Origin of the sequence: Pseudomonas fluorescens (genome assembly GCF_018614775.1) — a bacterium.
Classification (GTDB): Bacteria; Pseudomonadota; Gammaproteobacteria; order Pseudomonadales; family Pseudomonadaceae; genus Aquipseudomonas; species Aquipseudomonas fluorescens_BY.
Window position 1 is genome coordinate 13,201 of sequence record NZ_JAGGOF010000077.1, and the last position, 21,597, is coordinate 34,797.

23 protein-coding genes are annotated in these 21,597 nt (G+C 61.0%); 13 read left to right on the plus strand and 10 right to left on the minus strand.

What is annotated here, in order from left to right:
* The first annotated feature begins 487 nt into the window (after positions 1–487).
* The gene (locus tag J7E36_RS19225; RefSeq protein ID WP_215006338.1) at positions 488–751 is read left to right on the plus strand and encodes a bacteriocin immunity protein; all 264 of its coding nucleotides are present in this window, start codon (positions 488–490) and stop codon (positions 749–751) included.
* Between the two features lie 133 nt (positions 752–884).
* Here the strand turns inward: J7E36_RS19225 and J7E36_RS19230 are convergent, their stop codons facing one another.
* From J7E36_RS19230 to J7E36_RS19245, 4 genes are all read right to left on the minus strand, one after another.
* Positions 885–1,796: an SDR family oxidoreductase gene (locus J7E36_RS19230; protein ID WP_215006341.1), complete on the minus strand. Its 912-nt coding sequence runs from the start codon at positions 1,794–1,796 to the stop codon at positions 885–887.
* 282 nt (positions 1,797–2,078) lie between these two features.
* Positions 2,079–2,981 (minus strand): alpha/beta fold hydrolase, encoded by a 903-nt coding sequence (locus J7E36_RS19235; RefSeq protein ID WP_215006344.1) that lies wholly within the window; start codon positions 2,979–2,981, stop codon positions 2,079–2,081.
* Positions 2,981–3,763 (minus strand): class II aldolase/adducin family protein, encoded by a 783-nt coding sequence (locus J7E36_RS19240; protein ID WP_215006347.1) that lies wholly within the window; start codon positions 3,761–3,763, stop codon positions 2,981–2,983. The genes J7E36_RS19235 and J7E36_RS19240 overlap by 1 nt, the downstream gene beginning before the upstream one ends.
* A 142-nt stretch (positions 3,764–3,905) precedes the next feature.
* A complete protein-coding gene (locus J7E36_RS19245; protein ID WP_215006350.1) occupies positions 3,906–4,361 on the minus strand; it encodes a flavodoxin in 456 nt (151 codons plus the stop codon).
* Positions 4,362–4,513: 152 nt separating this feature from the next.
* Between J7E36_RS19245 and J7E36_RS19250 the strand changes: the two genes are divergently transcribed.
* Complete coding sequence (locus tag J7E36_RS19250) at positions 4,514–4,990, plus strand: PAS domain-containing protein (protein WP_215006352.1); 477 nt, start codon at positions 4,514–4,516, stop codon at positions 4,988–4,990.
* A gap of 55 nt (positions 4,991–5,045) precedes the next feature.
* Positions 5,046–5,651, plus strand: a complete 606-nt coding sequence (locus J7E36_RS19255) for a hypothetical protein (RefSeq protein ID WP_215006355.1) — start codon at positions 5,046–5,048, stop codon at positions 5,649–5,651.
* Here J7E36_RS19255 and J7E36_RS19260 read toward each other — a convergent pair whose 3' ends face one another.
* On the minus strand, positions 5,652–6,611 hold the full coding sequence (locus J7E36_RS19260; protein WP_215006358.1) for a MerR family transcriptional regulator: 960 nt from the start codon (positions 6,609–6,611) through the stop codon (positions 5,652–5,654). It abuts the gene before it with no gap.
* Between the two features lie 187 nt (positions 6,612–6,798).
* Here J7E36_RS19260 and folM point away from each other — a divergent pair, with 187 nt between their 5' ends.
* From folM to J7E36_RS19285, 5 genes are all read left to right on the plus strand, one after another.
* Entirely contained in the window at positions 6,799–7,509 is a 711-nt protein-coding gene (folM, locus tag J7E36_RS19265; protein ID WP_215006361.1) for a dihydromonapterin reductase, read from the plus strand.
* A 36-nt stretch (positions 7,510–7,545) separates the two neighbouring features.
* Entirely contained in the window at positions 7,546–7,926 is a 381-nt protein-coding gene (gene folX, locus J7E36_RS19270; RefSeq protein WP_215006364.1) for a dihydroneopterin triphosphate 2'-epimerase, read from the plus strand.
* Positions 7,927–8,025: 99 nt separating this feature from the next.
* Positions 8,026–8,322 carry a DUF1244 domain-containing protein gene (locus J7E36_RS19275; RefSeq protein WP_215006367.1) on the plus strand — a complete coding sequence of 99 codons (297 nt, stop codon included), beginning with the start codon at positions 8,026–8,028 and terminating at the stop codon, positions 8,320–8,322.
* Positions 8,315–8,653, plus strand: a complete 339-nt coding sequence (locus J7E36_RS19280; RefSeq protein ID WP_215006370.1) for a HopJ type III effector protein — start codon at positions 8,315–8,317, stop codon at positions 8,651–8,653. The genes J7E36_RS19275 and J7E36_RS19280 overlap by 8 nt, the downstream gene beginning before the upstream one ends.
* A gap of 234 nt (positions 8,654–8,887) precedes the next feature.
* Positions 8,888–10,138 carry a 2-aminoadipate transaminase gene (locus tag J7E36_RS19285; protein ID WP_215006373.1) on the plus strand — a complete coding sequence of 417 codons (1,251 nt, stop codon included), beginning with the start codon at positions 8,888–8,890 and terminating at the stop codon, positions 10,136–10,138.
* Positions 10,139–10,318: 180 nt separating this feature from the next.
* Here J7E36_RS19285 and trxB read toward each other — a convergent pair whose 3' ends face one another.
* Entirely contained in the window at positions 10,319–11,281 is a 963-nt protein-coding gene (trxB, locus tag J7E36_RS19290; protein ID WP_215006376.1) for a thioredoxin-disulfide reductase, read from the minus strand.
* A 310-nt stretch (positions 11,282–11,591) separates the two neighbouring features.
* Here trxB and cysZ point away from each other — a divergent pair, with 310 nt between their 5' ends.
* Both cysZ and J7E36_RS19300 read left to right on the plus strand, forming a co-directional pair.
* Positions 11,592–12,347, plus strand: a complete 756-nt coding sequence (gene cysZ, locus J7E36_RS19295) for a sulfate transporter CysZ (protein WP_215006378.1) — start codon at positions 11,592–11,594, stop codon at positions 12,345–12,347.
* 64 nt (positions 12,348–12,411) lie between these two features.
* Positions 12,412–13,587: a glycosyltransferase family 4 protein gene (locus J7E36_RS19300; RefSeq protein ID WP_215006382.1), complete on the plus strand. Its 1,176-nt coding sequence runs from the start codon at positions 12,412–12,414 to the stop codon at positions 13,585–13,587.
* A gap of 136 nt (positions 13,588–13,723) precedes the next feature.
* Here J7E36_RS19300 and J7E36_RS19305 read toward each other — a convergent pair whose 3' ends face one another.
* The 3 genes from J7E36_RS19305 to J7E36_RS19315 all read right to left on the minus strand — a co-directional run bounded on the left by J7E36_RS19305 (position 13,724) and on the right by J7E36_RS19315 (position 16,126).
* Positions 13,724–14,827, minus strand: a complete 1,104-nt coding sequence (locus J7E36_RS19305) for an NADH:flavin oxidoreductase (protein WP_215006384.1) — start codon at positions 14,825–14,827, stop codon at positions 13,724–13,726.
* 215 nt (positions 14,828–15,042) lie between these two features.
* Positions 15,043–15,525, minus strand: a complete 483-nt coding sequence (locus tag J7E36_RS19310) for a glutathione peroxidase (RefSeq protein WP_215006388.1) — start codon at positions 15,523–15,525, stop codon at positions 15,043–15,045.
* Positions 15,526–15,640: 115 nt separating this feature from the next.
* The gene (locus tag J7E36_RS19315; protein WP_215006391.1) at positions 15,641–16,126 is read right to left on the minus strand and encodes an FKBP-type peptidyl-prolyl cis-trans isomerase; all 486 of its coding nucleotides are present in this window, start codon (positions 16,124–16,126) and stop codon (positions 15,641–15,643) included.
* On the opposite strand from J7E36_RS19315, the gene J7E36_RS19320 reads away from it, so the two are divergent.
* The 3 genes from J7E36_RS19320 to J7E36_RS19330 are packed head-to-tail and all read left to right on the plus strand — an operon-like array spanning position 16,095 to position 19,502.
* Positions 16,095–16,433, plus strand: coding sequence for a DUF3565 domain-containing protein (locus J7E36_RS19320; RefSeq protein WP_215006393.1), 339 nt, complete (start codon positions 16,095–16,097; stop codon positions 16,431–16,433). The two genes, J7E36_RS19315 and J7E36_RS19320, sit on opposite strands and share 32 nt — an antisense overlap.
* Before the next feature lie 60 nt (positions 16,434–16,493).
* A complete protein-coding gene (gene pta / locus J7E36_RS19325; protein WP_215006396.1) occupies positions 16,494–18,593 on the plus strand; it encodes a phosphate acetyltransferase in 2,100 nt (699 codons plus the stop codon).
* Complete coding sequence (locus tag J7E36_RS19330) at positions 18,594–19,502, plus strand: acyltransferase (protein WP_215006399.1); 909 nt, start codon at positions 18,594–18,596, stop codon at positions 19,500–19,502.
* A 189-nt stretch (positions 19,503–19,691) separates the two neighbouring features.
* On the opposite strand, the gene cysN is transcribed toward J7E36_RS19330, so the two are convergent.
* Positions 19,692–21,590 carry a sulfate adenylyltransferase subunit CysN gene (gene cysN / locus J7E36_RS19335; RefSeq protein WP_215006402.1) on the minus strand — a complete coding sequence of 633 codons (1,899 nt, stop codon included), beginning with the start codon at positions 21,588–21,590 and terminating at the stop codon, positions 19,692–19,694.
* Positions 21,591–21,597 lie beyond the last annotated feature (7 nt).

Consider the following 21,597-nt stretch of genomic DNA (forward strand, 5'->3'; position numbering starts at 1 on the left):
CCACGCTTTCGGAAGACGCCGCCATCCAAATAGCGGCGTCTGTTAGCAGCCACCTTCATTACTTACCCCCTAACAACTGCTATTACCCGGTCGACAATCACTTCAAATTTCATCGGATCAGTGATTTCTACATAACGACATCTGGGCCTCTACTACCCGTGCGTGCATTCTGAAAGTTATTGCTGCTAGGCTCGATGAAGCCTCGCAACGCGCTTTCCCATAGGCCTTCCGATGCAATTATTTACCAAGGCGCGAACCGGCTCGATCTGCTCAAGATTACGGCTATGACACGTCGGCGGTCGGGCATGGGTTTTCAGCACCTAGTGTCTGTCTTTAAGTTGCACTTCCGACCAGGAGAAATAGGACGGCGTTTGGAAATCGAGACTGCGACATATCCGGCGGCGTTGCTAGGTGAGGTTTACCATATCGACAACATCAGTGGAATGCCCCCAAAGCGACACATTCAAAAACATCAGGAGAACAAGAAGTGAAATCACTGATAACAGAAATGACCGAACTCGAGTTTTTTGCCTTTGTGAAAAAAATATACGACGCAGACTTCGATACTGAAAAAGCTCATACACAAGCAGCTCTCGAGTTCGAGAGAATTTCGGAGCACCCTTCTGGGTCAGATTTGCTTTATTATCCTGAGGCTGGGAAGAGCGGGCCTGAAGCTGTAGTAAAAGAAATAAAAAACTGGCGGGCCGTCAACGGAATGCCTGGATTCAAAAATCCTGATCCTCAAAACTAGTTGAACGCCCCTGCTAGGTAACCAGCAGGGGCCCACATTGCTTCTTGATCTATAAAACCCTTTAGTATTTGCGCCCGCTCCCCGTCGGTGGAAAACGATAGGCACCGCCCATAAGAAGGATCGAGGCTGCACGTCAAACAGCGTAACGCTGCAAATTCGCCATCATTTCCTTCAAGGCTTCCAGATTGTCATTCGGGTGAGCGGCATCCTCGAAGTCGCAGATCTGCTGCCAATGGGCGGCGACGTCTTCGGGGGTGAAGCCTCTGCGCGGATCGAAGCCGGCGCCCAGGCTGCGCTCCCAGCGCACCTTGCCCATCCAGCCGCCGCCCACTTCGAACAGGCCCGAGGTTTCCTGGCAGGTTTCACTGGCGAGGTACACCACCAGCGGGCTGACGAGCTCGGGCTTGAGCTGCTCGAAGACCTGCGGCGGTATCAGGCCTTCGGTCATGCGGGTACCGCCAGTGGGGGCGATGGCGTTGACCAGGATGTTGTTCTTGCGGCCTTCGATGGCCAGGGTGCGGGTCAGCCCGTACAGGCCAAGCTTGGCCATGCCGTAGTTGGACTGGCCGAAGTTGCCATAGATGCCGGAAGTCGAGGCAGTGAAGATCACCCGGCCGTAATTTTGCTCGCGCAGGTGCGGCCAGGCGGCGCGGGTAACCTTGTAGGCGCCCTCGACGTGGACGCGGTAGACCAGGTCCCAATCGGCATCGTCCATCTTGTGAAAGGTCTTGTCCCGCAGGATCCCGGCGTTGTTGACCACGACATCGACCCGGCCAAACGCGTCGAGGGCGTTTTGCACAAGCTTGTCGCCGTCGGTGACCGAATCGTGGTTGGCCTCGGCAATGCCGCCCGCCGCACGGATTTCGGCCACCACCCGGTCCGCTGCCGAGGCGTTGGCCCCTTCGCCCTGGGCCGAACCGCCAAGGTCATTGACCAGCACTTTTGCGCCTTGCCTGGCGAACAACAGCGCGTGGGCGCGCCCCAGGCCACCTCCGGCCCCGGTGACGATCACGACTTTATCTTCGAAGCGCACAGACTCATTCATGGCATAACTCCAGCAGGCCGATAGGACAATGAGCCTGAGTGTCCGGTACTCGTCGGAGGGTCACAATGAACACGGTTGAGAGTGAATGGTGGGCGATAAGGCGGGGGGATGATGCGGGCTGGTCTGAGTTTCTTTATTGGCCGATCCACCGCTATCGCGAGCAGGCTCGCTCCCACAGGGGTTCCGTGGCAAACATCGATCCCGCAGGCCACTTAAAGGCACTGGGGGAGCGAGCCTGCTCGCGATGGCGGTAGACCAGGCAAGCCAATAGCTGAGGTAGTGTCAGGAACAGACCATCTGTTTGTACGGCGCCGCGATTTTTTCCCGGAACGCCAGGTAGTGCTTGAGCACCTGCACCGGCGCCTCGGTGTGCGGGTAGTGACCGATGTCAGGCAGCAGCACCGTGTCGGGGTTCGGGATCAGCGCTTCGTAGCGCGCCACCATGTGCTCGCCGGAAATCGGATCCACCGCCCCATCGATCACCCGCAATGGCACCTCGTCGCGCTGCATGGCCTGCACCCAGCGATCACGCTGCACCCGCCGCTCGGGAATGTAGGCGATGAGTTTATGCATGATCCGCGGACCGCGATTGGCTTCTATCAAGCTCCAGAAATCGTCCAGCACACTTTCCGTAGGGCCGGTTCGGGGTCCGAAAATCTGCCGAAAGCTCTTGACCAGGCTTTGCCGCGAGAACGCGCGCCCCAGGAGCCAACCCAGCGGGCTGAGCAGCAGTTTCTGGGCCAATACCGGCCGGTGGGTTTCCGGGAACAGGCCACCATTGAGGAAGACACAACTGGCGATGGGAATGCGCGCTTCGTAATGCCGCGCGATGAGTTCCTGGGCTACGCTGTCGCCATAATCGTGAGCCAGCACATGCACCGCTTGCTTCACATTCACGTGCGCCAACAGCGCCTGTTGCAGATCTGCCTGTTCCAGCAAGCTGTAGGTGTGATCCATCGGTTTGGCGGAGTCACCGAACCCGAGCATGTCACAGGCGATCACCCGGTATCGGTTCGCCAACGGCTGCCACAGGTAATGCCAATCCCAACTGGCGGTGGGAAAACCGTGAATCAGCAGCAGTGGCTCGCCCTGCCCCGCCACCCAGTAACGGATCGCATGGCCGCGGAACGTGAAGGTCTGGCTGCGCTGGCGCCAGATACGCAGGGGAATCTGGGCCGGGGGCATCAGCTTCTATACCCGCTGTCTTGCTGGTCGAGCTTGCGCAACAACGCCGGCCAGGCCAACGCACCGCCCATGCCCTGGGCACTTCTGGTCACCCCGGCGATCATCGCCCGGGCGCCGGCCAGGATCTGCGGCTCGATGGCAATCAGTTCGGAGCCACCGTTCTGCGCCAGGACCTGGATGTCACAGGCACGCTGGAACGTGAACATCATCAGGAAGGTATCGGCGATGGTGCCGCCGCAGGTCAGCAAGCCATGGTTGTGCAGCATCAGGAAATTGCTGTCCCCCAGGTCCGCCTGCAAACGTGCTTTTTCCTCATGGTTCAAGGCCACGCCTTCGTAAGCGTGATAGGCCAGGCTCGACAACACGAATAACGACTGCTGGCTGATCGGCAGCACCCCCTGCTTCTGTGCCGAAACCGCCACACCGGCGGCCGTGTGGGTGTGCAAGACGCACGCTACATCGTGCCGCACTTCATGCACGGCGCTGTGAATGGTGTAGCCGGCCGGGTTGATCTCGTAGGGGCTGTCCATCAACTTGTTGCCGGCCTGATCGACCTTGACCAGGCTGGAGGCGGTGATTTCATGGAACATCAGCCCGAACGGGTTGATCAGGAAGTCCTCGGTACCCGGGACCTTCGCCGAAATATGGGTGAAGATCAGGTCATCCCAGCCATGCAGCGCCACAAGTCGATAACAGGCGGCAAGGTCCACCCGGGTTTGCCATTCGGCAGCACTGACCTGCTCCTGGATACCGAGTGTCGTATGGATAGGCGCTACGCTCACGGCTATGACCCCCCTGTTTTCTTATTATATGAATCGCGTTGGCAAAACGTCACACGCAAGAAATCCAGTCTAGCCAGCTCTCGCGCAGGTGCTAGTTGCATTGGCAGCCAGCTTATTGGCCGAGCGAGTCATCGCGACCGCTTCAAGGGTGCAACGCCTCGATCAACTCTCCGATCCATGGCTCGGCGTCGCTTTCCGGCGTGACACTTTCGCTGGCGTCCAGGCGCAACATGGGCAGCACTTCACGCACGCCCAGCTCGGCGAACAGCTCGCTCATCTGCTCGCCACCTCCACAAAACGTATCGCCGTAGCTGGCATCGCCAAGCCCGATCACCGCACCGGGCAAGCCGCGAAAGAACGCTGGCAATTGGTCGCGGAGAGTCGAATATAACGGCATCAGATTATCCGGCAGCTCACCCATGCCAGTCGTGGAGGTCACCGCCAGCACCGCCTCCGGAGCAAACGCCTGGATCTCGGCCAGGGTGGCACGCGGGTTGTGCCAAGCGTCAAAGCCCGCAGCGCCAAGCAGTGTGGCGGCGTGCCGGGCGACTTCTTCGGCGGTGCCATAGACCGAGCCGGAAAGGATGGCGACTTTCATCAATCTGATCCTGAACTTGAATAAAAGAGCCGCGATGGTAACAGTTGCGCCTGCAGCGCTGCGAATGGTCCCCAGCCCGATAATGGCCAGTGGACAGTCTGTCGAATTCTTCTAGAATGCTTGCTCTAACAAGGAGGTCAGGGAGACCCTACATGATCAACGCTCAGCTGATGCAACTGGTTATCGATGCTTCGAACGACGGGATTGTCATCGCCGAAAAAGAAGGTGACGAGGACAATATCCTGATCTATGTGAACCCGGCCTTCGAACAACTGACCGGGTATGGCCGCGATGAAATCCTGTATCAGGATTGTCGCTTTCTCCAGGCGGGTGATCGCGATCAACCGTCCCTGGCACAGATTCGCCAGACGCTGAAGGAAGGCGGTGCTTGTCGCGAGGTGCTGCGCAATTACCGCAAGGACGGCACGCCGTTCTGGAATGAGCTGTCCCTGTCCACGGTAAAAAGCCAGGCTGACGGACACACCTATTTTGTCGGCGTGCAAAAGGACGTCACCACTCAGGTCAAGGCTCAACAGCGCGTCGCCCAGCTGGAAAAAGAGCTGGCCGAGGCGCGGGATACGATTGCCCGACTTGAGGCGACCAATGGTGGAAACAAAACAGCGTATTAAGGGTCAGTGACTACAATCACTATTACACGCGTAAAGCACCTTTCTCGAGCCGGCCATGCAGCGCGATGCCTTGTTGACCCAGGATGAGCTGGATTTCATCCGGACCATGCAACACAACCCGCAGTTGAACGAGCGGGATGTCACGTCGAGCTTGCTGGTAAACGGTGGCTCGCAGATCCGCGACTTGCTGACACGACTGGCGGCAAACGAACAGGTCACGCTACAAGCCAGTTTTGAAAACCAGCAAATGACCTTTCCGTTGCATCTGGTGGAGGATGAATTCCATGCGATGCACTTGCGCCTGGGGGTGCCAAGCATCTACGAGGACGGCCCGAAGGTCCGCCCGTGGCGCCTGACCCTCAAAGAACCCGTCGCGCTGGAAAATATCAAGGGCCAACCGGGCTCGCTCTGGGTGCATGAGGTCTCCTGCAAAGGCATCCTGTTGGAAAGCCGAAGCCGTACCAAGCCACTCAAGCAATTTGCCTTGTGGTTCAGCCCATCAGGCTACGAACGAATTGCCTTGCGAGGCACCTTCGAACGGGAAACCGATCAAGGTTTGTATGCCTACCATCTGAACCAGGATGACCAGGACGAAACTGAACGCCTGCGCCAATACATCCTGCAGCAACATCGCCTGACCCATCCGACGATGCATCTCTGATCAGGTATCCAGGTTACCTGCCAGAAATTGACGCAGACGCTGGCCTATCACCTTCCCTTCGTTACCCAGGCAACCGACCGACGAGCCGGCCAGGGCGTCCTGCGCCAGGTCGGACGCATCACCGGCCAGCATCAACGGACAATCCAGGCTCATTGCCAGTTTGCTCAGGCGCTTCGACAATTCGAGCACCGGCGCATGATTGGACACCAGCACCAGCGCCAATGGCTGGGTTTTCTGGCACACCAGGGTGAGTTCGTCGAACGGCAGACCGACAGCCAGTACCCTGACGCCTACTTCCGCCTTGCACAGGAACAGCGCCGTGACCAGCAACTCCAACTCGCGGCACTGACCGGCCACGGCGCAGACCAGCACACGTCGCGACGGTCCTTCGCGCTTGAGCAACAACCGCTGGATGATGCGCGAACGCAGGAAACCATCGAGGAACACCCACTCACTGGTTTGCCCAAATTCCTGCTGGCGCCGCAACAACTGCCGCCAGAGCGGCATCAGGATGTCCTGGAAGACGACGGTCACCGCGTAGGTGGAAAAAATCTGGCCGTAGACGCGATCCAGTTCCACATCGTCGAAACTGCCCACCGCATCCGCCACCTGCTGTTGCCACTGGGCGTAATCGGCTAGGACCAGATCGGATGAAATCAGCACAGAAACCGGTTGCACCGCCTCGGTCTTCGCCAGGATCTTGCCGACCTTGCTCACCGCCACGCCGCGCTCGATCCACGCCAGGATACTGCGAACCTTATCGATGTCACCCAATGAATACAGGCGATGCCCGCTTTCCGTTCGGGTGGGCTGGATCAGACCGTAGCGACGCTCCCATGCGCGTAGCGTCACGGGGTTCACACCGGTCAGGCGCGCGACTTCACGAATCGGAAACAAGTCTTCGCGAGTCAAGGCACCTGGCGCCTTGAAAATGAAGTTATCCTCGGTGATTACGCTCATTTTGGCAGGCACATCCGGCTGGCAAATTGGATCCCAGTGTACTCCCTCCCATAGCGGTCCTGACAAGAGCAACAGCGATTGATATGCGTTTTTGTTGTTTTTTGCGCGATCTGGAATATCGTCCCACGTAGGAGACGCACGCCGTCGCTGTTATAGTTTTTGCACTTGTCGTAAACCGAGCCGCTTTATGTCCAGCGCCACTGCTCCGATCCTGATTACCGGCGCCGCCCAACGTGTGGGGTTGCATTGCGCCCGACGATTGCTGGAGGACGGACAACCGGTGATCGCGACGTATCGCACCGAACGTCCGGGCGTGCAGACGCTGCGGGACCTGGGGGCGACTGTGCTCTTTGCCGACTTCTCCAGCGAGGCGGGGATCCTGGTCTTTATCGAACAGCTTCGACAGCACACCGATCGCCTGCGGGCCATCGTGCACAACGCCTCTGCCTGGCTGGCCGAAGACCCGGGCAACGAAGCGGCAGCGTTCAACGCCATGTTCAGCGTGCACATGCTGGCGCCTTATCTGATCAACCTGCACTGTGCCCAGTTGCTGCAGCGTTCAACCCCGGCGGATATCGTTCACATCAGTGATGACGTGACGCGCAAGGGCAGTAGCCGGCACATTGCCTATTGTGCCACCAAGGCCGGCCTCGAAAGCCTGACCCTGTCATTCGCGGCGAAGTATGCACCGGCCATCAAGGTCAACGGCATCGCCCCGGCCCTGCTACTGTTCAATCCCGAAGACGACGCGGCTTATCGGGCCAGGACGCTGGCCAAATCGGCGCTGGGCATCGAACCCGGCAGCGAAGTGATCTACCAGAGCCTGCGTTATCTGTTGGACAATCCCTACGTCACCGGCACGACCCTGACCGTCAATGGCGGGCGGCACGTCAAATAGCCTGAGTTTCTGCAATTGATTCGATGGAGCAAGTAAATGCCACAACTTCAGCCAGCCATGGCACGCATCAAGGTCAAGGACCTGCGCCTGCGCACATTCATCGGCATCAATGAGGATGAAATCCTCAACAAGCAGGATGTGTTGATCAACCTGACCATCCTCTACGCCGCCCAGGATGCGGTGCGCGACAACGACATCGATCACGCGCTGAACTACCGCACCATCACCAAGGCGATCATCGCCCACGTGGAAGGCAATCGCTTCGCCCTGCTCGAACGCCTGACCCAGGAATTGCTGGACCTGGTCATGGCCAACGCATCGGTGTTGTACGCCGAAGTCGAAGTCGACAAGCCCCACGCCTTGCGATTTGCCGAGTCGGTGTCGATTACGCTCGCGGCAAGTCGGGCTACGTCGTAGCAGCTACAAGTCTCAAGCTGTAAGCTTCAAGCCTGACCACCGCAAATTCACTCTTGCAGCTTGAAGCTTGCCCCTTGAAGCTGTATCGCAGAGACCACCATGAACGAGCAACAACGCCTCGAACTTGAAGCCGCCGCTTTCCGCCGGCTGGTTGCCCACCTGGACAGCCGCAAGGATGTGCAGAACATCGATTTGATGAACCTGTCCGGCTTCTGCCGCAACTGCCTCTCCAAGTGGTACAAGGCCGCCGCCGACGAACGCCAGATCGAGGTAAGCCTCGATGACGCCCGCGAAGTGGTTTACGGCATGCCGTACGCCGAGTGGAAAGCCCAATACCAGAATGAAGCCAGCGCCGAACAGCAAGCGGCGTTTGCCAAAGGAAAAACCGATGCCTGATCTCGACACCCTGCGCAGCCGCCTCAAGAGCGGCGAACATCTCTTCGCCGACACCCTGGCCTTCATCGCCGCTGGCTACAACTACCAGCCTCAGGCCTTTGCCAATGGCGGCGTGGAAAACGCCGCCGGGCAGAACGAAGGGTCCTGCAAGACCCTGGGCCTGGCGCTGCTCGAAGGCTTGAGCGATGCAGAGGCGCTGCTGGCGTTCGGCGAGCATTACCGCTCGGTACTGGCCACGCCCGAAGGCAGCGATCATGGCAATATCCGCGCGCTGATGGTTCATGGGCTGGCCGGGGTGAAGTTCGCGGCGCCGCCGTTGCAACGTCGCTGACATCGAGTCCCCTGTGGGAGCCAGGCTTGCCCGCGATGAAGGCTATGGGTTCTCTCGGAATCGTAGCGTCAGGATCGCGAGCAAGCTTTGCCCCCACAACCTGCGAGCCACAACACCGCGCTTATCCAGACATCCCGACTTTTAAGATTGACCCGGCAACTTTATTTCGTTTGCCGGGCCCCTTCGCTCGCAGCTTGAATAGCGCACGCCTTCTTCCCTTGCGAGCGGTCTTTCATGAGCAGCGACACCATCAGCCAATCGATTTCCATCGTGCATCCCGTCAGCCTCAGTCACGGCAGGAACGCTGAAGTCTGGGACACCGACGGCAAGCGCTACATCGATTTTGTCGGCGGTATCGGCGTGTTGAACCTCGGCCATTGCCATCCACGCATCGTCGAGGCGATCCGCGAACAAGCCACTCGGCTGACCCACTATGCGTTCAATGCCGCACCTCACGCGCCGTACATTGAACTGATTGAGCGCCTGGCGGCGTTCGTGCCGGTGGAATACCCGGTCAGCGGCATGCTCACCAACAGCGGCGCCGAAGCGGCGGAGAATGCGCTGAAGATCGTCCGCGGCGCCACCGGTCGCACCGCCGTCGTGGCGTTTGACGGTGCCTTCCACGGCCGCACCCTGGCCACGCTCAACCTCAATGGCAAGGTCGCGCCGTACAAGCAGAAAGTCGGCGTACTGCCCGGACCGGTCTATCACCTGCCGTACCCCAGCCAAGACAACGGCGTCACCTGCACCGAGGCGCTCAAAGCCATGGATCGGCTGTTCAGCGTCGAGATCGACGTGAATGACGTCGCCTGTTTCATCATCGAACCGGTGCAGGGCGAAGCCGGTTTCCTGGCCCTGGACGCGTCTTTCGCCCAGGCCCTGCGACAGTTCTGCGATGACAAGGGCATTGTGCTGATCGTCGACGAAATCCAGTCCGGTTTCGGCCGCACCGGCCAGCGCTTTGCATTCTCGCGCCTGGGCATCGAGCCGGACTTGATCCTCCTGGGCAAGAGTATCGCCGGCGGCGTACCCCTGGGGGCGGTGGTGGGGCGCAAGGCGCTGCTGGACAACTTGCCCAAGGGCGGACTGGGCGGCACTTACTCAGGCAACCCCATCGCCTGCGCCGCCGCGCTGGCGACCCTGGATGAAATGACCGACGCGAACCTGCAAGCCTGGGGAGCGCAGCAGGAGGAAGCCATCGTCAGCCGCTACGAATCCTGGCGCGGCCATGGAGTGACGCCTTACCTGGGTCGCCTGACCGGTGTCGGCGCAATGCGCGGCCTCGAACTGGCCCACGCCGACGGCACCCCGGCCTCGGCACAGTTGACCCAGTTGCTGGCCCTGGCGCGGGAAGCGGGTTTGCTGCTGATGCCCAGCGGTAAGTCACGGCACATCATCCGGCTGCTGGCGCCGTTGACGACTGAGGCAGCGGTCCTGGAAGAGGGGCTGGATATTCTGGAGGCGTGCCTGGTGAGGCTGGCCTGAATACAATCAAAAAACCTGTGTGAGAACCCTGTGGGAGCGAGCCTGCTCGCGATAGCGGCGCATCAGTCAACAACATTACTGACTGACCCAACGCTATCGCGAGCAGGCTCGCTCCCACAGGTAATCGGTGTAGACGCTCAATAAAAAACCGGCCGAAGCCGGTTTTTTAAGCCCGATGAATCAGAACGAAGCGTTCTGCAGGCCGTCCAGGTAACGTTCGGTGTCCAAGGCCGCCATGCAGCCGGCGCCGGCCGAGGTAATGGCCTGGCGGTAGACGTGGTCGGCCACGTCGCCGGCGGCGAAGATACCTTCGACGCTGGTGGCGGTGGCGTTGCCGTCGCGGCCACCCTTGACCACCAGGTAACCGTCCTTGAGCTCCAGCTGACCTTCGAACAACGAGGTGTTCGGAGTGTGGCCGATGGCGATGAACACACCGTCAACCGTGACCTCGTCGAAGCTGCCATCGTTGTTCTTCAGGCGAGCACCGGTCACGCCCATCTTGTCGCCCAACACTTCGTCCAGGGTCGCGTTGAGCTTGAGGATGATCTTGCCTTCGGCGACGCGGGCATTGAGCTTGTCGATCAGGATTTTTTCGGCGCGGAAGGTTTCGCGACGGTGGACCAGGGTGACCGTGCTGGCGATGTTGGCCAGGTACAGGGCTTCCTCGACGGCGGTGTTGCCGCCACCCACCACAGCCACGGGCTTGTTACGGTAGAAGAAACCGTCGCAGGTGGCGCAAGCGGAAACGCCCTTGCCCATGAAGGCTTCTTCCGACGGCAGGCCCAGGTAACGAGCGCTGGCGCCGGTGGCGATGATCAGGGCGTCGCAGGTGTAGGTTGCGCTGTCACCCGTCAGGGTGTACGGCTTGGCGGCGAAATCCACGGCGTTGATGTGGTCGAAGACGATCTCGGTTTCGAAACGCTCGGCGTGCTCCTTCATGCGCTCCATCAAGGCCGGGCCGGTCAGACCGTGGACGTCGCCCGGCCAGTTGTCGACTTCGGTGGTGGTGGTCAATTGACCGCCAGCCTGCATGCCGGTGATCAGCAGCGGCTTGAGGTTGGCGCGGGCCGCATAGACGGCGGCACTGTAACCGGCAGGGCCGGAACCGAGAATAATCACTCGCGAATGACGGACTTCAGACATGACCTGCTCCTGTTGACCGGACCTTGCGGGCCGGAACGCCGGGTGAGCGGCGTGAATAAAAAGGACCGTTGACGCACTTGGGGAAGGCTTGGTTTCGACGATCCTGAAAAAGAATGGGTGCAGCGTATCGAGGGAGCGAAGATTAAGGAAATACGGTTTAACAATCCAGCTCATAGGTGAGCTCTATCCCCCACAGCCCCTGCAATAGCAGTGAACATTTCATGAAACCTTGTTACACGTCATGTCGCCGCTTTCCCACGCCGGGCAAAGCCGGTAAGGTCGGCCCGTTCACCTTCGCTCGGAGTCACCAATGCCCGCCCCCGTACTGTCCGGCCCGCAATATTTGCGAGAAGGCCTCAAGCTGGTCCTGAGCCCGGGCCTGCGCCTGTTCGTCCTCTTGCCACTGGCGATCAACCTTGTGCTGTTCGTCGGATTGATCTACCTGGCCGGCCATCAGTTCAGCCTGTGGGTCGACACGCTGATGCCGTCGCTGCCGGACTGGTTGAGTTTCCTCAGCTACATCCTCTGGCCGTTGTTCGTGGTGCTGGTGGGGCTGATGGTATTTTTCACCTTTACGATGCTCGCTAATATCATCGCCGCCCCCTTCAACGGTTTTCTCGCAGAAAAAGTCGAAGTGGTCATCCGTGGCACCGATGACTTCCCGGCCTTCAGCTGGGGCGAACTGGTCGCCATGGTTCCGCGCACCTTCGCCCGGGAAGCGCGCAAGCTTGGCTATTTCCTGCCCCGTGCCCTGGGACTGTTCGTTCTGTCGTTCATTCCGGTGATCAACCTCGTGGCCGCCCCGCTGTGGTTGCTGTTTGGCGTGTGGATGATGGCAATCCAGTACATCGATTACCCGGCGGACAACCACAAGCTGGGCTGGAACGAAATGCTCGCCTGGCTGCGGGAGAAGCGCTGGCAGAGCCTGGGCTTTGGCGGCAGCGTGTACCTGGTGCTGCTGATCCCCCTGGTCAACATCCTGATGATGCCGGCGGCCGTGGCCGGCGCGACCCTGTTCTGGGTGCGCGAGCAAGGCGCCGAGACCGCGTTGGCACGGCAGGGCTGAGTGCGTCACAAATCCATCACGGTGGCGTCACAATGACGACACGGCCCCGGTCGACACTGGGGCCATGACCACACACCTGCACATCACCCTCATCACCGAAACCTTTCCACCGGAAATCAACGGGGTGGCCAATACCCTGAGCCGCCTGTACGACGGCTTGCGTGACCGGGGGCATCGGGTCGAGCTGATACGGCCACGACAGGCTGACGACGGGCGTCAGACTAGTGACGATCAGTTGTTGCTGTGCCGGGGCTGGCCATTACCGGGTTACCCGGGCCTGCAGTGGGGCCAGGCGTCGATGCATAAGCTGTTGCGGCGCTGGACACGCCATCGTCCCGACGTGTTGTACATCGCCACGGAGGGCCCCCTGGGTTTGTCGGCGTTGCGAGCGGCACGGCGCCTGGGCATTTCGGTGGTCAGTGGTTTCCACACCAACTTCCAGCAATACACCCGGCAATACGGCCTCGGGTTGCTCAGTCGCGCACTCACGCACTACCTGCGCTGGTTTCACAACCGCTCCAGCCTGACCCTGGTCCCTAGCCTGAGCCAGCGCCTGGAACTGGAGCGACGGCATTTCGAACGCGTGGCGCTGCTGTCGCGGGGCGTGGACAGCCAGCTGTTTCATCCGGTCAAGCGCTCGACCGGCCTACGCGAAACCTGGGGCCTGGGCGATGAGGACATCGCCGTGATCCACGTCGGGCGCCTGGCCCCGGAGAAAAACCTCGGGCTGCTCAAGCGCAGTTTCGACACGCTGCGCAACGCGTTCCCGGAGCGGCGGATGAAACTGGTGGTGATCGGCGACGGTCCGCAGCGTTCCGAGCTGGAGCAGGCGCTGCCCGACGCGATTTTCTGTGGCTCGCAACGGGGCGAGGCGCTGGCGAGCCATTACGCGTCCGGGGATGTGTTTGTCTTTCCGAGCCTGACCGAGACGTTCGGCAACGTGGTGCTGGAGGCGCTGGCGTCCGGGCTGGGCGTGGTCGCCTATGATCAGGCGGCGGCAGCGCAACACATCCGGCATGGCTATAACGGCGTGCTGGCGATGCCGGGGGATGAAGAGGCGTTCTGCGATGCGGCGCGTTGGTTGCTGGAGCAGCGTGAGACCTTGCGTTGCGTGCGGCTCAACGCGCGCCAGCATGCCAGTCGCCAGGGTTGGGCGGCGGTGATCGAGCAGTTCGAGATGCAGTTGCGCGGGGCTTGTGTGGGTGAGCAGGTGATGCCGGCTGCGTCGCCAATGCGCTGAACTCTCGGTGCCGTGGAGATCGCCATCGCGAGCAGGCTCGCTCCCACAAGGGATCCTGGTCGTACACAAAAGTATGTGTCCACTGAAGATCAATGTGGGAGCGAGCCTGCTCGCGATGGCGTCCGTTCAGGTAGGCTCAAACCAACGTCATCAACGCCTCGCGGCTGAACGGCAGGATCTCCTGCTCGCGGCCTTCGCGGACTTTTTGCGCCCAGTCCGGATCCACCAGCAGCGCACGCCCCACCGCCACCAGGTCGAACTCGTCATTGTTCAGGCGCTCCAGCAGGTTCTCCAGGCTGGCGGGCTGGGCAACTTTGTCGGTGTTGACCATGAACTGCAGGAACTCGCCATCCAGGCCGACGCTGCCCACGGTAATGGTCGGCTTGCCGGTGAGCTTGCGGGTCCAGCCCGCCAGGTTCAGCTCGGAGCCTTCAAATTCCGGCTCCCAGAAACGTCGCGTCGAGCAGTGGAAAATGTCCACGCCGGCGTCGGACAACGGCTGGAGGAATTCGCCCAACGCCTCAGGCGTCTGCACCAGGCGCGCGGTGTAGTCCTGCTGCTTCCATTGGGAGAAACGGAAAATGATCGGAAACCCCTCACCCACCGCCGCACGCACGGCGCGGATCAGTTCGATGGCGAAGCGCGAACGATTGGCCAGGCTGCCGCCGTAGCCGTCGGTGCGCTGGTTGCTGCCTTCCCAGAAGAACTGGTCCACCAGGTAGCCGTGGGCGCCATGGATCTCCACGCCGTCCATGCCGATGCGCTGGGCATCTTTGGCCGCTTGAGCGAACGCGGCGATGACCTCGTCGATGTCTGCCTGGGTCATGCCATGGACCACCACCTGGCCGTCCTTGAGTTTCTCGCTCGGACCATAGCCCGGTACGCTGGCGTCCGGCTCGGTCCCGGTGCGGCGCACACTGCCCACATGCCACAGCTGCGGAACGATCTTGCCGCCTTCGGCATGCACCGCATCGACCACCTGTTTCCAGCCGGCCAGCGCCGCCTCGCCGTAGAAATGCGGCACGTTCGGATAACCGTTGGAGGCCTTGTGCCCGACCGTGGTGCCCTCGGTGATAATCAGGCCGACGCCCGCGGCTGCGCGACGACGGTAGTACTCAATGACCTTGGCGTTTGGCACGCCACCCGGCGAAAAGGAACGGGTCATCGGCGCCATCACCACCCGGGTTGGCAGTTCCAGCGCGCCGAGATGGAAGGGTTTGAACAGGGCTTGTACAGGCATGAGGCACTCCACGGGCAAGGTCGCAAGTCGATATGACGAGGATAATATGCGGCGCCCCGGGTGCTGGATAGCACTATTGATTGGAATGATTAAGGATTAAAAGGGCGCACAAGGGCATTGAGTAAATCCTGTGGCGAGGAGCTTGCTCCCTCGCCACAGTCATCCCGGAACCATTTCAGAGCCATTGCAAGCCTCTGATGGTTATGGGATCAGCTTCAGCCTAGCGCTTTCTCGATCGCCTGGATCACCGTTGGATCATCCGGCGTCGTGCGCGGCGAGAAGCGGGCCAGTACGCGACCGTCCTTGCCGAGCAGGAATTTCTCGAAGTTCCAGGTAATGTCCCCGGGGAACTCGGCGCCCTCGCCCGCCAGCAAACGGTAGAGCTGATGGCGGTCATGACCGTTCACTTCCAGCTTGCTGGACAAGGGAAATGTCACGCCATAGTTGAGGCTGCAGAAGTCCTGGATCTCCTGCTCGGTCCCGGGCTCCTGCCCGGCGAACTGATTGCAGGGCAGCCCCAGCACGCTGAAGCCTCGGTCCTTGAATTGCTGGTAGAGGTTTTCCAACGCAGCGTATTGCGGCGTCAGGCCACATTTGGAGGCGACGTTGACCACCAGCACGACTTGCCCCTTGAACGGCGCCAGAGGAAGCTCCTGACCATCCAGGGCTTTCAGTTTAAGGTCGTGGAAAGCACTCATGACGAACTCCAGGTTTGCGGATCTTTTTTGAAACAGCCACGGTCGATGCTAACAGCAACCGACCAAAAAAGGCGCCATGCGGCGCCTTTCCAGTTTTCTGAGCGTAGCGCAGAAATCAGTGGTGATGACCACCTTCGCCATGGACGTGACCATGGGCGACTTCTTCCTGGCTGGCGTCACGGATGTCGACGATCTTGACCTTGAAGTTCAGGCGCTGACCGGCCAACGGGTGGTTGCCGTCAACGGTGACGTCGTCGCCTTCCAGGTCGCGGATGGTGACGATCTGCATCTGGCCATCGGGCGCCGACGCGTGGAACTGCATGCCCACTTCCAGCTCATCGACGCCTTCGAACATGCTGCGGCTCAGGGTGCTGACCAGTTCGGCGGAATATTCACCATAGGCGTCTTCCGGCTCAACGGTTACGTCCAGCTCGTCACCGGTGGTTTTACCTTCCAGGGCTTTTTCCAGGCCCAGGATAATGTTGCCTGCGCCATGCAGGTAGACCAGCGGAGCGCCGCCGGCAGAGCTGTCGATGACCTCACCAGCGTCGTTGGTCAGGGTATAGTCGATGGAGACAGCCTTATTGGCGGCGATCAGCATGGGGCGAGACCTTTTGCATAAGAATGAAGAACGGACAAGTCTAAACAAGGATTTGCCCGAAAGCGAACGGAACCCGGACAAACGGGCCTGCGTCGATAGACAGACAGTCCGGGGTTTCCATCAGGACGAGGACGGGCACTGGGTGGCCGAGCTGTCCTGTGGGCATACCCAGCACCTGCGCCACCAGCCGCCGTGGCAATCCCGGGCCTGGGTGCTGGACCCGGCGCAACGTATTGAAAAAATAGGCCAGCCCTTTGCTTGCGGCTGGTGCGCACAGGCCTCGGTTAGCGATAACCTTGACGACTGAATAGACGGCAGACGGCCAGATATAGGCCTCGCCCTTGCCATGCACCCTTAGAGAATCCGCATGCAAACTTTTTTTATCGCGCCCACCGATTTCGGCGTAGGCCTGACCTCCATCAGCCTCGGGCTGGTGCGTACCCTTGAACGGGCCGGACTGAAAGTCGGCTTCTTCAAGCCCATTGCCCAGCCGCATCCCGGCGACACCGGGCCGGAACGTTCCACCGAACTGATGGCGCGCACCCATGGCCTCAAGCCGCCGCAACCGCTGGGTCTGGCTCACGTCGAGCGGATGCTCGGCGACGGCCAGCTCGATGAGCTGCTGGAAGAAATCATCACCCTCTATCAGCAGGCGGCCATCGGCAAGGATGTGCTGGTCGTCGAAGGCATGGTCCCGACCCGCAACGCCAGCTACGCCGCCCGAGTCAACCTGCACCTGGCCAAGAGCCTGGACGCCGAGGTCATCCTCGTGTCGGCACCGGAGAATGAGGTGCTGACCGAGCTGTCCGGGCGGGTCGAGTTGCAGGCGCAACTGTTCGGCGGGCCGAAAGACCCGAAAGTCCTCGGTGTGATCCTGAACAAGGTGCGCACCGACGAAAGCATGGAGGCGTTTTCCGCCCGGCTCAAGGAGCACTCGCCCCTGCTGCGCAGCGGTGACTTCCGCCTGCTGGGCTGCATTCCGTTCCGCCCGGAACTCAACGCCCCGCGCACCCGCGACGTGGCCGACCTGATGGGCGCGCAGGTGCTCAATGCCGGCGATTACGAAAGCCGGCGCATGAGCAACATCATCATTTGCGCCCGCACCATGCGCAACACCGTGGAACTGCTCAAGCCCGGCGTGCTGGTGGTGACCCCTGGCGATCGCGACGACATCATCCTCGCCGTGAGCCTGGCCGCCATCAACGGCGTGCCGCTGGCCGGCCTGCTGTTGACCAGCGACACCCTGCCCGACCCACGCATCATGGACTTGTGCCGGGGCGCCTTGCAGGCCGGCCTGCCGGTGTTGTCGGTGAGCACCGGTTCCTATGACACCGCCAACCTGCTCAACGGCCTGAACAAGGAAATCCCGATCGATGACCGCGAGCGCGCCGAAATCATCACCGATTTCGTCGCCAGCCACTTGGACGCCAAATGGCTGCATCAGCGCTGTGGCACGCCACGGGAAATGCGTCTGTCGCCGGCGGTGTTTCGCTACCAGTTGATCCAGCGCGCCCAGGCCGCCAACAAGCGCATCGTCCTGCCGGAAGGCAGCGAACCGCTGACGGTGCAGGCCGCCGCCATTTGCCAGGCCCGAGGCATCGCCCGTTGCGTGTTGCTGGCCAAGCCGGCCGACGTCGAAGCGGTGGCCCGCGCCCAAGGCATCGAACTGCCGCCGGGGCTGGAGATTCTCGACCCGGATTCGATCCGCGAGCGTTACGTCGAGCCGATGGTGCGGCTGCGCAAGAGCAAGAGCCTGAATGCGCCGATGGCCGAGCAACAGCTGGAAGACACCGTGGTCATCGGCACCATGATGCTGGCGCTGGACGAGGTGGATGGGCTGGTGTCAGGCGTCATTCACTCCACCGCCAACACCATCCGCCCGGCCCTGCAATTGATCAAGACCGCACCGGGTTGCTCCCTGGTGTCCTCGGTGTTTTTCATGCTGTTCCCCGAAGAAGTGCTGGTCTACGGCGACTGCGTGATGAACCCGCACCCCAGCGCGGCGGAACTGGCAGAGATCGCCCTGCAAAGCGCCGACTCGGCCGCCGCGTTCGGCATTACGCCACGGGTGGCAATGCTCAGCTATTCCAGCGGCGAATCGGCCAGCGGCGAAGAGGTGGAGAAAGTCCGCGAAGCGACCTTGCTGGCCCATGAGGCGCAACACGGTTTGCTGATCGACGGCCCGCTGCAATACGACGCCGCCGCCAACGAAACCGTGGCGCGGCAACTGGCGCCCAACAGCCAGGTGGCTGGCCGGGCGACGGTGTTCATCTTCCCGGACCTGAACACCGGCAATACCACCCACAAGGCTGTCCAGCGCAGCGCCGATTGCGTCAGCCTCGGACCGATGCTGCAAGGCCTGCGCAAACCCGTAAACGACTTGCCCCGCGGCGCCCAGGTCGACGACATCGTCTACACCATCGCCTTGACCGCGATCCAAGCCGCCAACCGACCTATGGATATTTAAATGCTGGATTTCCTGCCTGCCCCGGTGCGGGGCGTCATCGCCTCGCTGCTGCTGGCGATCAACACCATCGTCTGCTGCACGCCGCTGTTCATCGTGGCGATTTTCAAGCTGCTGTTGCCCTTCCCCGCCGCCCAGCGCTTTACCAACTGGCTCATGGGGCACATCCACGAAGCCTGGATCAGCAACAACAAGGCCTGGATGAACCTGCTGCGCCGCACCCGCTGGCACCTCAGCGGCCTGGAAGGCCTGGACTACCAGCACTCGTACCTGATCACCAGCAACCACCAGAGCTGGGTCGACATCATGGTGCTGCAATATGTGCTGAACCGGCGCATCCGCCCATTGAAGTTCTTTCTCAAGCAGGAGCTGATCTGGGTGCCGGTGATCGGCCTGGCCTGGTGGGCGCTGGGCTTTCCGTTCATGAAGCGCTACTCCAAGGCCTATCTGGAAAAACACCCGGAAAAGAAAGGCAAGGACCTGGAAACCACCCGCAAGACCTGCGCGAAGTTTCGCAACAACCCGGTGGGCATTTTCAACTTCGTCGAAGGCACACGCTTCACCGACGGCAAGCACGCTCAACAGCAGTCCCCGTTTCGCTACCTGCTCAAGCCCAAGGCCGGCGGCATCGCATTCGTGCTGGATGCCATGGGTGAGCAACTGGAATCGATCATCAACGTGACCATTCACTATCCGGGCGGTCGTCCGGGGTATTGGGATTTGCTCTGCGGCAACGTTGGAGAAGTGGTGGTGCATTTCCAGGAACTGAAGATCCCGCCGCAGTTCATCGGCAGGAACTACGACCAGGACGGTGCGTATCGCCTGGAGTTCCAAGGCTGGATCAACCAGCTGTGGCAGGACAAGGATGCGTTGCTGGGGCAGATGCATCAGGAATTCCCAGACCGCCACTGACCCCACCTTGTGGGAGCGGGCTTGCTCGCGAATGCGGACTGACACTCAAGACAGATGTTGACCGATACACCGCATTCGCGAGCAAGCCCGCTCCCACAGGGTCAGAGCCAATGAAAAAAGCCCGCCGATGATCACTCATCGGCGGGCTTTTTACTTGTCGCTTGCAGCTGGAACTTAAAGCTGCATCTCTTAGATCGCGCCGCGACTGCGCAGCAGATCCAACACCTGCTTGACGCTCTCCTCCAGTGTCAGCGACTGGGTGTCGATCACCAGGTCGGCATCCAGCGGCACGTCATACGGGAAGGACTCGCCCGGGATGTTGTCGCCAGCGGCGGCGTACAACCCCTGCGGATCACGCTGGGCGCAGACGGTCGGCGAGGCCTGAACGTAGACCGTCAGCAGACGCTCCCTGCCGATCAGGTCCTTGGCCTGCTCACGCCCTTCGGCGCTCGGCGCAACGAATGCCGCCAGGGTCAGCAGGCCGGCTTCGTTGAACTGACGGGCGACGTGAGCCGCGCGACGCCAATTCTCGGTGCGCCCGGCACGGTCCTGCGGCAGGCCCTTGTTCAGGTCATGACGCAGGTTCTGGCCATCGAGCACAAACACCGCACGGCCCGAGTCGAACAGCTTGCGCTCGACCGCATAGGCCAGTGTGCTCTTGCCCGCGCCCGACAGGCCGCTGAACAGCACGGTGGCTGGCTGCTGGCCGAAGCGCTGGGCGCGCTCTTCCACCGACACATGGGCGAGTTTGCCGTGGTGGGTGCTGCTGCCGTGAGCCAATGGCTGGGCGACGATCATGCCGGCGCCAACGGTGCCGTTGGTCAGGCGATCGATGATGATGAATGCGCCGGTGGTGCGGTTGCTCTCGTAGCCGTCCAGGGCGATCGGCGCGTCCAGGGCAATCTTCACCTTGCCGATTTCGTTGAGCTGCAACGCGCTGGCAGGGCCCTCTTCGAGGGTGTTCACATCGACTTTGTTGACGATGCTGGCAATCGAGCCCGGCACGTAGCTGGTCGCGCGCTTGATGTCGTATTTCTTGCCCGGCAGCATCGGCTCTTCAGCCATCCACACCAGCATCGCTTCGAAGCTGTCGGTGACCGGCGGAACGTTGTCGGCATGCACCAGCAGGTCGCCACGGGAGATGTCGATCTCATCTTCCATAGTCAACGTCACGGCTTGGCCTGGACCGGCCTGCTCCAGCTCGCCTTCAAAGGTGACGATGGATTTTACCCGGCTGCTCTTGCCCGACGGCAGCACCACCACTTCGTCGCCCTTGTGCACGATGCCGCTGGCCAGGGTGCCGGCAAAACCGCGGAAGTTCAGGTTCGGACGGTTGACGTACTGCACCGGGAAGCGCAGGTCGCTGAAGTTACGGTCACCCGCCACTTCCACGGTCTCGAGGATTTCCATCAGCGACTGGCCGGTGTACCACGGCGAGCGCTCGGACTTGTTCACCACGTTGTCGCCCTTGAGGGCGGACATCGGCACGAAGTGCATGCTGGTAGGCTGCATCTTCAGGCCTTCGGCGAACTTCAGGTAGTCGGCCTTGATCGACTCGAACACGCCCTGGTCAAAGTCCTTGAGGTCCATCTTGTTGATGGCCACGACGATGTGCTTGATGCCCAACAACGAGGCGATGAAGCTGTGGCGACGGGTCTGGGTCTGCACACCATAACGGGCATCCACCAGGATGATCGCCAGGTCACAGGTGGAGGCACCGGTGGCCATGTTGCGGGTGTACTGCTCATGGCCGGGAGTGTCGGCGATGATGAATTTGCGCTTGGCGGTGGAGAAATAGCGGTACGCGACATCGATGGTAATCCCCTGCTCGCGCTCGGCCTGCAGGCCGTCGACCAGCAACGCCAGGTCGATGTCGTCGCCGGTGGTGCCGACTTTCTTCGAATCGCGGGTGATGGCTTCCAGGTGATCTTCGTAGATCATCTTGGAGTCGTGCAGCAGGCGCCCGATGAGGGTGCTCTTGCCGTCGTCGACGTTACCGCAGGTCAGGAAACGCAACAGCTCCTTGCGCTCGTGCTGGCCCAGGTAGGCGAGGATGTCCTCGCTGATCAAATCAGATTGATGCGACATGACAGCC

Coding starts and splice junctions, on each gene's coding strand:
- J7E36_RS19230 (WP_215006341.1), bottom strand. CDS start 1,796: ATGAATGAGTCTGTGCGCTTCGAAGATAAAGTCGTGATCGTCACCGGG.
- J7E36_RS19235 (WP_215006344.1), bottom strand. CDS start 2,981: ATGCCCCCGGCCCAGATTCCCCTGCGTATCTGGCGCCAGCGCAGCCAG.
- J7E36_RS19245 (WP_215006350.1), bottom strand. CDS start 4,361: ATGAAAGTCGCCATCCTTTCCGGCTCGGTCTATGGCACCGCCGAAGAA.
- J7E36_RS19250 (WP_215006352.1), top strand. CDS start 4,514: ATGATCAACGCTCAGCTGATGCAACTGGTTATCGATGCTTCGAACGAC.
- J7E36_RS19255 (WP_215006355.1), top strand. CDS start 5,046: ATGCAGCGCGATGCCTTGTTGACCCAGGATGAGCTGGATTTCATCCGG.
- J7E36_RS19260 (WP_215006358.1), bottom strand. CDS start 6,611: ATGAGCGTAATCACCGAGGATAACTTCATTTTCAAGGCGCCAGGTGCC.
- folM (WP_215006361.1), top strand. CDS start 6,799: ATGTCCAGCGCCACTGCTCCGATCCTGATTACCGGCGCCGCCCAACGT.
- folX (WP_215006364.1), top strand. CDS start 7,546: ATGCCACAACTTCAGCCAGCCATGGCACGCATCAAGGTCAAGGACCTG.
- J7E36_RS19275 (WP_215006367.1), top strand. CDS start 8,026: ATGAACGAGCAACAACGCCTCGAACTTGAAGCCGCCGCTTTCCGCCGG.
- J7E36_RS19280 (WP_215006370.1), top strand. CDS start 8,315: ATGCCTGATCTCGACACCCTGCGCAGCCGCCTCAAGAGCGGCGAACAT.
- J7E36_RS19285 (WP_215006373.1), top strand. CDS start 8,888: ATGAGCAGCGACACCATCAGCCAATCGATTTCCATCGTGCATCCCGTC.
- trxB (WP_215006376.1), bottom strand. CDS start 11,281: ATGTCTGAAGTCCGTCATTCGCGAGTGATTATTCTCGGTTCCGGCCCT.
- cysZ (WP_215006378.1), top strand. CDS start 11,592: ATGCCCGCCCCCGTACTGTCCGGCCCGCAATATTTGCGAGAAGGCCTC.
- J7E36_RS19300 (WP_215006382.1), top strand. CDS start 12,412: ATGACCACACACCTGCACATCACCCTCATCACCGAAACCTTTCCACCG.
- J7E36_RS19305 (WP_215006384.1), bottom strand. CDS start 14,827: ATGCCTGTACAAGCCCTGTTCAAACCCTTCCATCTCGGCGCGCTGGAA.
- J7E36_RS19310 (WP_215006388.1), bottom strand. CDS start 15,525: ATGAGTGCTTTCCACGACCTTAAACTGAAAGCCCTGGATGGTCAGGAG.
- J7E36_RS19320 (WP_215006393.1), top strand. CDS start 16,095: ATGGAGACAGCCTTATTGGCGGCGATCAGCATGGGGCGAGACCTTTTG.
- J7E36_RS19315 (WP_215006391.1), bottom strand. CDS start 16,126: ATGCTGATCGCCGCCAATAAGGCTGTCTCCATCGACTATACCCTGACC.
- pta (WP_215006396.1), top strand. CDS start 16,494: ATGCAAACTTTTTTTATCGCGCCCACCGATTTCGGCGTAGGCCTGACC.
- J7E36_RS19330 (WP_215006399.1), top strand. CDS start 18,594: ATGCTGGATTTCCTGCCTGCCCCGGTGCGGGGCGTCATCGCCTCGCTG.
- cysN (WP_215006402.1), bottom strand. CDS start 21,590: ATGTCGCATCAATCTGATTTGATCAGCGAGGACATCCTCGCCTACCTG.